Origin of the sequence: Pseudomonas sp. PA-4-8C (genome assembly GCF_021606625.1) — a bacterium.
Lineage (GTDB): Bacteria > Pseudomonadota > Gammaproteobacteria > Pseudomonadales > Pseudomonadaceae > Aquipseudomonas > Aquipseudomonas lactis.
Genome location: NZ_WKCD01000251.1, coordinates 1 through 8,101 on the forward strand (window position 1 = coordinate 1; position 8,101 = coordinate 8,101).

7 protein-coding genes are annotated in these 8,101 nt (G+C 61.9%); 6 read left to right on the top strand and 1 reads right to left on the bottom strand.

All coding sequences use genetic code 11. The features are described from left to right. The first annotated feature begins 102 nt into the window (after window positions 1-102). The 6 genes from tssJ to GIW04_RS24650 are packed head-to-tail and all read left to right on the top strand — an operon-like array spanning window position 103 to window position 7,733. Window positions 103-588, top strand: a complete 486-nt coding sequence (tssJ, locus tag GIW04_RS24625; protein ID WP_003191781.1) for a type VI secretion system lipoprotein TssJ — start codon at window positions 103-105, stop codon at window positions 586-588. Between the two features lies 1 nt (window position 589). Beyond that, window positions 590-1,918 carry a type VI secretion system baseplate subunit TssK gene (tssK, locus tag GIW04_RS24630; protein ID WP_120248155.1) on the top strand — a complete coding sequence of 443 codons (1,329 nt, stop codon included), beginning with the start codon at window positions 590-592 and terminating at the stop codon, window positions 1,916-1,918. 5 nt (window positions 1,919-1,923) lie between these two features. Then, entirely contained in the window at window positions 1,924-2,784 is an 861-nt protein-coding gene (icmH, locus tag GIW04_RS24635) for a type IVB secretion system protein IcmH/DotU (RefSeq protein ID WP_120248154.1), read from the top strand. A 16-nt stretch (window positions 2,785-2,800) separates the two neighbouring features. After that, a complete protein-coding gene (gene tssM, locus GIW04_RS24640) occupies window positions 2,801-6,166 on the top strand; it encodes a type VI secretion system membrane subunit TssM (protein WP_120248153.1) in 3,366 nt (1,121 codons plus the stop codon). Between the two features lie 5 nt (window positions 6,167-6,171). Then, the gene (locus GIW04_RS24645; protein WP_032900709.1) at window positions 6,172-6,894 is read left to right on the top strand and encodes a PP2C family protein-serine/threonine phosphatase; all 723 of its coding nucleotides are present in this window, start codon (window positions 6,172-6,174) and stop codon (window positions 6,892-6,894) included. Continuing rightward, entirely contained in the window at window positions 6,891-7,733 is an 843-nt protein-coding gene (locus tag GIW04_RS24650) for a serine/threonine-protein kinase (protein ID WP_003191773.1), read from the top strand. Before GIW04_RS24645 ends, GIW04_RS24650 begins: the two co-directional genes overlap by 4 nt. An 8-nt stretch (window positions 7,734-7,741) precedes the next feature. On the opposite strand, the gene GIW04_RS24655 is transcribed toward GIW04_RS24650, so the two are convergent. Next, a complete protein-coding gene (locus GIW04_RS24655) occupies window positions 7,742-8,071 on the bottom strand; it encodes a DUF6388 family protein (RefSeq protein WP_003191771.1) in 330 nt (109 codons plus the stop codon). Between the last annotated feature and the right edge of the window lie 30 nt (window positions 8,072-8,101).

Here is an 8,101-nt window from a genome sequence, read left to right on the forward strand (position 1 = left end):
AACAGCAGAATGATCGCCCGTTGGGCGGCGACTTCGCCAAAGCCTACGAGGAGCAGTTGGCCTGCTCTCCAGCCTGCACATTGATTTTCCAGGATGATAGTCATGTATCGAGCCACCCTTGTTTCGCTGTTGCTCTTGTGCGGGCTATTGGCGGGCTGCAGCGCCGTCTCACCATTCTCCACGCTGACCAAGCTGGATGTGGCGCTGACCGCCAGCGAGCTCGTCAACCCGGACCTGCACGGTCGTCCTTCTCCCGTGGTGGTGCAGTTGATCGAACTGCGCCATGGCGTCGCCTTTGAACATGCCGACTTCTTCAGCCTGTATGGCAATGCGCAGCAGGCGCTGCCCAAGGACTGGGTCGGCAGCGAGGAGGTTGAACTGCGCCCGGGTGACCGGCTGGCGCTCAAACTGCGCATCGCTCCTGAGAGCCGTTTTGTGGGAGTGCTGGCCGCTTATCGAGATTTGCCCCATGTCCAGTGGCGGCTGTTGGTGCCCTTGACGGTGCAGCAACGCAACCGTGCCGAGCTGGTGCTGGACCAGGGCGGTATACGTGTTGCTGACCCGCTCGCTGCTGTGGAGACGCAATAACATGCAGGTTCATAAAGTTATCTGGCAGGAAGGCATGTTGTTGCGGCCACAGCACTTGCAGCACAACGACCGTTATTACCAGCAGCAGCTCAATCAGACCCGCCTGCTGGGCAGTGACACCTGGGGTTTGCTCACGCTCGAACTCAATACACAGTACCTCAAGCTGGGCAAGCTGGTGGTCAACCAGGCCAGTGGCGTGTTACCGGACGGCAGCCTGTTTGAATTGAATGCCGCCATGGAGCCGCTGGTGCTGCAGGTGCCAAAGGATGCAGGCACGCAAGGGGTTTACCTGGCGCTGCCGCTGGCCAGCGGCAGTCACCTTGAGGTCCGCCAGCCTGCGCAAAGCGAGGTGTTGGCGCGCTACCTCAGCTGTGAAGTGGAAGTGGGAGACTCCAACGTGGGCGTGGATACGCGTTGCCGAATCCACTGCGCGCGCCCGGATTTACGTCTTGTGCTGGGTGAACAGCCGGGTGACCAGCACTTCGTCAAGCTCAAGGTGGCCCAGGTACTGAACGCCAGCAATGAGGGCGGCGTGAATCTGGATACGGCGTTCATCCCGACGTTTATCTTCGTGCAGGAGCACGGGTACGTGGCGTCGTGCCTCAAGGAGGTAATTGGCCTGCTTGCCAGCCGGGGCGATGCCATCGCGGCGCGCATTCGTGGCGAGAGCACAGCCGCAGGCACGCACATCGTCGATTTCCTGATGCTGCAAGTGATCAATCGTAGCGAGCTGGAGCTGCGCCACTGCCTGAGCCAGGCGCGGGTGCGGCCCGAAGCGGTGTTCCGTGCGCTGGTGTCGCTGCTTGGGGAGCTATCAACCTTCACCACTGACAGCAAACGCGCGCAGTTGGATGTTCATTACCAACACGATGATCAGGGCGCCAGTTTTCGCGCTCTGATGGCGCAGTTGCGCATGGCGCTGTCGGTGGTGCTGGAGCAACAGGCGATCGAGTTGACATTGCAGCCACGCCAATACGGCGTTCTGGTATGCCCGGTCAGCGAGTTGAAACTGCTGGGCACCGCCACCTTCATCCTGGCAGCCACCGCGCAGTGTGAGGCGCATGAACTACGCCAGCGCCTGCCGGCACACCTGAAAGTCGCGCCGGTTGAGCGCATACGCGAGTTGGTCAACCTGCACTTGGCCGGTATCAAGGTCAAACCCTTGCCAGTGGCGCCGCGACAGATTCCGTTCCATGCCGGCAAGACCTATTTCATGCTCGATATGAGCCCCCGTGATATCGCGCAACTGGAGCAGTCGGGCGGTTTCGCTTTCCACGTAGGGGGTGAATTCACCGGGCTTGAACTCGACTTCTGGGCCATCAGGAACTGAATGCCATGGACAGTGAATACACCCAGGATGAAAAAACCGTCCTGCTCGACCGGGAGACTCATGAGCCTGCCCAGGGGCCGTTGACGGATTTCCCGTCGCCGCCGCGCTACGAACAGTTGGAAGACCGCATGATCTACGCGGGCCACAGGCTCGATACCCAGAGCTTTCAGGCAGGGCTCAACCCGCTGGTTGCCGCAGCCTGGGCGGTATTGTTTGAAGTTATAGGGCTCAGGGTCTGCTCCGGCCGTGAAAACCTGGGCACACTCAACGATCGGTTAGCGTTGGCGGTGACTCAGTTCGAAACCCGCGCCTTGCAGGGCGGCGTGGAGAACAGCCAGGTCATGTCGGCACGCTATGTGTTGTGCAGCGTGATCGATGAGGCGGTGGTGACGACCCCGTGGGGGGCGCAAAGCGAATGGTCGAAGATGAGCCTGTTGAGCCGCTTTCATAACGAAACCTTTGGCGGCGAAAAAGTGTTCCAGTTGCTGGAGCGCCTCACGCGCGACCCGGTGAAGCACCTGGCGATGCTGGAGTTGCTGTACCTGTGCCTGTCCCTGGGGTTCGAAGGCAAATACCGGGTGATGGAGCGGGGCGTGTCGCAACTTGAGGCGGTGCGCGATGCGTTGTATCGCCAGATCAGGCATGTACGTGGGGAACCGGCGGCGGTAGCGCAACTGCCTGCCCAGCCAAAGGCCGAACGGCGCAAGCTGGTGCGTGTCATCCCTGCCACTTGGTGGGTCGGCCTCACCTTGGTATGTGTGCTGGCGATGTACACAGGGTTTGCCTGGGTACTGAGCAACGAGCGTACGCACGCGCTGCAACCCCTTCAACTGTCGGCGTCGGATCTGCTCCGCACGCCTTTGTAAACGCTGGGAGCATTGAATGATCGCATTCTTCAAGGGGATGGGCACCGTGCTGGGCAGGATTTGGGTGTGGAGCCTGTTGCTGGTGCTGTCCTGTGCGGCAATGGTGTGGTTTTTGGGGCCGCTGCTGGCGGTGGATGACCACCGTATCTGGGCCGGGGCGACTGCGCGGCTGGTCACCATCAGCAGTGTGTTCTTGCTATGGGGACTGGCGATGGCGTTTGCGGGGCCCGGTTTTGCCGCCTGGCGCCAAAGGCCGGAGCGCGAGGCGCGCCAGCAGCCGATGACGGGGGTGGAGGACGAACGCCGACACCTGCGCAGTCGGTTCAAGAAAGCCGTGCACCTGCTCAAGACGTCCCGCCATTATGGAGAGCGTAACGCACGTTGGCGTCATGAGTTGCCTTGGTACCTGTTGATCGGTGAACCGGGCAGTGGCAAGACGCAGTTGCTGGCGGCAGCGGGCTTACCGCTGGCGCTGGATCACGCGCAAGCGCGGCCGATCGGTAGCAGTGCCCATTGTGACTGGTATTTCGGCGACGAAGGTGTCCTGATTGACACCCCGGGACGCTACCTTACCCAGCCCGACCGTTCAGTGGACGCCGCAGGTTGGGCTACCTTGCTGCAACTGCTTAGGCGGCGTCGCCGAGTGCGCCCGCTCAGCGGTGTGGTGGTGACGTTATCGGCCGATACGCTGGCGAGCGCCACTGAATACGACCTGGATCATCATGCCCGCCGCGTACATTCGCGCTTGCAGGAGATCCAACAGACGCTGCATGTGGATGTGCCGATTTACCTGGTGTTGACCCACGCCGACCAGTTGCCGGGATTCGCTGAGTACTTCGACTCACCCCTTGGAGAAAGTGCCGACAGTGTGCTTGGGCAGCACCTGCATGCCTGCGCCGAGGGTACTGACACGACGCAGGTTCGTCAGGCGGTCGAGCGATTATTGCAACGCTTGAACAGTGAACTGATTGGGCGATTGCATCAGGAGCGCAATGTCGAGCGACGTGGGCAGATGCTGGAGTTTCCCCAGCAGGCAGCACGAATGGGGGAGCGCGTCAGCCTGTTCGTTGACATGGCGTTTTGCGCTCATCGCTACCAACCCATCAACGGTTTGCGAGGGTTCTTCTTGACCTGCGCCGATGGCAGGCACCCGCGCTTTGTGCAGGGCCTGTTCAGCCAGGTGATCTTCGCCGAGGCCGACCTTGCGGGTTTGCAGGCTCAGGAACAGCAACGTCTGCGTTGGCGCCAGGGCGCGCAGGCGATGGCTGCGGCGCTGGTTATTGGCGGTGTCGGCGGGCTATGGGGGCACAGTTACTCCGTCAACCACCAACGCTTGGCGCAATTGGCGGCGCTGACCTCACACCCGCCGCTCGCCCTTGCGGCCGGCGATGAAAGCACGGCGCTGTTGGCGCTGTTGGACGCGCGACTGGCGGCGACCCAGGTTTTTCCAGAGCCGGCAGATGTACGCCTGGTGGAGCGCACCGGACTGTATCAGGGCGAACTGAGCCGTCCCAGCGTCGATCAAGCCTATGATCACGCGCTGCAAAAGCCATTTCTGGCCTGGACAGCCGCCCAATTGGAAGAACAGGTAATTGCCAGTCTCGGGGACCGGGAGCGGCTGCTCGACGACCTGCGGGCCTACCTGATGCTCAATCTGCGCGAACGCCGTGACACGACCTGGCTGGCAGAACATATTGCGAGCCTTTGGTCGGTGCGATTTGCCGGGGATATGCCAACACAGAAGCGCCTCAATGTGCATCTTGCGAGGTTGCTGGAGCAACCCTTTGTGGTGTCACTCAACCAGGAACGGCTGGCCCAGGCCCGTGAAGCGCTGAGGGGTGAATCGTTGGCCGATGGGGTCTATCGGGTATTGCGCGAACAAGCGCGCGGCCTGGAACCGTTGCGGCTGGCCGAGGGTAAGGTGTTCGCCGCTATCGACCCGCCTGTGCCGGGGTTCTATACCAAACGCTATGTGCAGTACTTCGAGGCGCAGGGCCCGCGCTTGGTCAACGCCATCACCCAGGACAACTGGGTACTCGGGCAGGGCTCCGACCTGGGGCCTCAGGACTTGCGGCGCCTGATGGCTGAATTGCAGCAGCGCTATTTCAGCGAGTATGCCGATGCCTGGAGCGATGCGCTTGGCCGAGTCAGGCTGCAAGAGACCGACAACCTGCGCCAGGATGCCGAGCAACTGATGAACCTGACGTCAGCGCAATCGCCCTTGATTCGTCTGTTGCAACAGGTGCGTGAAAACACGCGCCTGTTGCCAGGCCATGGGCTGCTGGACAAAGTGGCCCAGCAGTCGGTAGACCTGGGCGAGATGGCCAAGTCGCGGTTGACGGCAGGGCAGACGGCTATTGTCGAGGCGCCGCGGCGCGCCTTGCAGCGCCGCTTTGAGCCTTTGCATCAATTGCTGGATGAGCAGCAAAACCCCGGCGTAGAGCTGACTCAGGCGTTGCGCCTGCTGGATGAAGTACACCTGCAACTGACGGCATTGAACCGTGACAGCGCACCCGAGCAGGCGGCTTTCCTGCGCGCCAGGCAGCGCATGGAGGGCCAGCAGGATGCATTGGGCAATCTGCGTGACGCCGCCGCGCGCCTGCCGCTGCCCGTTGCCGGCTGGCTCGAAGGTGTGGCCGATGACAGTTGGCGGCATCTGCTGGAACAGGCCTATGTGCACGTCAACCAACGTTATCAGAGCGAGGTGCATAGCCTTTACGCCAAGGCGATAGGCCGACGTTACCCATTCAATGCGCACGCCAGCAGTGAGGTCGCCCTTCACGATTTTCAGGAGTTCTTCAAGCCACGCGGGGTAATGGCGCGCTTTTATGAGGGCTACCTGCGGCCTTTTATCAGCGTCGACGGCAGCCGCTACCGACTGCGTGGGCTGGATGGCCAGAGTTTGCCGGTTTCGCGTGCGCTGCTGGAGCAATTGATGAAAACTCAGGTCATCCGCCGCAGCTTTTTTACCGAAGACGCGGGGGAGTTATCTGTGCGATTCACCTTGGCGCCCTACAGCCTGGACCCATCGGTCAGCCGTGCGATCCTGCGGTTTGGCGACCAGCAATTGGAGTATCGCCACGGTCCGATCGTACCCATGGCGTTCCATTGGCCCACCGATGCAGACAATGGGCGCAGCAGCCTCGTTCTGGAGAGAGGCACGGAGCAGCGACCCTTGGGTATCGAAAAGAACACCGGGGCGTGGTCGTTGTTCCGGTTTCTGGATCTGCTGCAGAAAGAGCCCGCCAGTGGCCGAAATATACAGATCCTCAAGGCAGACCTCGCCGGCCTGCGTGCCAATTACCGGCTCACCAGCCAGCGTACACCTGGCCCGTTTGACATGGACTCATGGCGTACCTTTCGCCTGCCGGAGCAGCTGTGAACCCGATGGAGGCCCCGTGGCGCAGCGCCGGGCGCACGCAGCGAGGCCAGGCGCGGTTGCGCAATGAGGATGCGTTCCTGGACAACCCGCGCGCGGGTTGCTGGGCGGTGGCGGACGGCATGGGCGGGTATCGGCACGGGGATGTCGCCAGCCAGTGGGTGGTCAGCCAGTTGGCGTCAGTGTCGGCGAACGGCAACCTTGACCAACGTATTCAGGCGATTCGCCACAGGTTGCAGGACGTCAACCAAGGGGTGAGGCGCGCATGGACAGAGCCTGGCGCAAGCGGTGACGTGACGATGGGCAGCACCGTGGTTGCCCTGTTGCTGGAGAAGGGCCGGGCAGCCTGCCTATGGGCGGGGGACAGTCGTTGCTATCTATGGCGCGACCAGAGCCTTTATCAGTTGTCGAAGGACCACTCGCTGCTGCAGCGCCTTATGGACGAGCGGCAGTTGAGTGCGGCGCAAGCCCAGGCCTACCCGGGTGCCAGGGCCTTGACCCGGGCCGTTGGCGCGCGTTCGCGTTTGCACCTTGAAGTACTGGAACTGCGCACCCGCCCAGGGGACGTGTTTTTGTTGTGCAGTGATGGCTTGTATCAGGGCCTCAGCCACGTTGACCTGGGGCGGGCGTTGAGCATGGGCACGCCTCAACGGGCAGTGGAACGGCTATTTGCAGGGGCGTTGCGCAGGCCGGTACGTGATGACCTGACCGCGGTCGTGGTGCAGCCTTGAACTCGACAGCTTCATCTTCCCGTTTATTGGCTGGGCGTTATCACCTTGAACGTGTCTTGGGCAGCGGTGGTATGGGCAGGGTGTACCGCGCGCGCGACCTGTTGCACGAGCAGTTGGGCGAACCCTGTTCCAAGGTAGCGATCAAGCTACTCGACGAACCCATTTCCCAGTGCCCCGACGCCCATGTGTTGTTGTACCGCGAGTTTGCCTTGGCCCGCAGCCTTCGGCATGAGCGTGTGGTACGGGTGTTTTCGTTTGAGGTCGATACACACAGCCACGTCGCGTTTTTCACCATGGAGTTGCTACAAGGGGTGACGCTGGACCGCCTGCTGCTGGAGTGCCCCTATGGCTTGCCCTGGCGGGAGTTGCGCCCTATCGCCTTGCAGTTACTGGATGCGCTGGTTTACACCCACCAGCAAGATGTTCTGCACGGTGACGTCAAACCCGCCAATGTCATGGTGGGCGAGGAGGGCGTGCGCTTGTTCGATTTTGGCCTGGGCCATGCTCAAGCAGAGGCTGCCGTAGGGTTGCCGAGTGTCAGCCGCAGTCGTTTCAATGCCTGGACACCTGCCTACGCCGCCCCGGAACTGTTGGCCGGCGGTGCGCTGACCGCTGCCGCCGACCTTTACGGCGTGGCCTGCATCCTGTACGAACTGGCCCACGGCAGTCGCGTTGGCAAGCGCGCCTTTACAGACCGGCTGCCCCGACCCGCGCAGTTGCCCAGGCATTGCTGGGCAGCGTTACAGGCCGCGTTGGCGATAGACCCGCAGCACCGAAGCATAACGGTGGCCGAGTTGCGTCACGTCATGGGGCGTAACCGAGCACGCTGGTGCATGTAGGGCAAAGGTCAAACGGCCAAGCCGTGCAACTGGCAGTACTGCGCCCAGTCCATGCCCGCCATTTGCGCGACTTCTTTATGCACTTCGCGGCGCTGAGCCTCGAAGGTTTCGGTGGAGTCGGCCGTCAGCTTGAGGGTCAATTCCCAGGCGAACAGCTTTTGCTGTTCAGCGTACGCTTCGAAAGCCTCATGCAGCCGTTCGGCGCGATACTGCGCCAGGGTTTCGCCCCTGGCCTGGGCTACCAGTGGGTTAAGGCTGTCCAGCTCGGCAGCGACCTGCGGTTGTTCGCGCAGGAATCTGTCCAGTGCGAGCTGGTGAGTGTCGTTAGGTGCCGACATAGGTAGACACCTTAATGAGAAGGGTGGGAG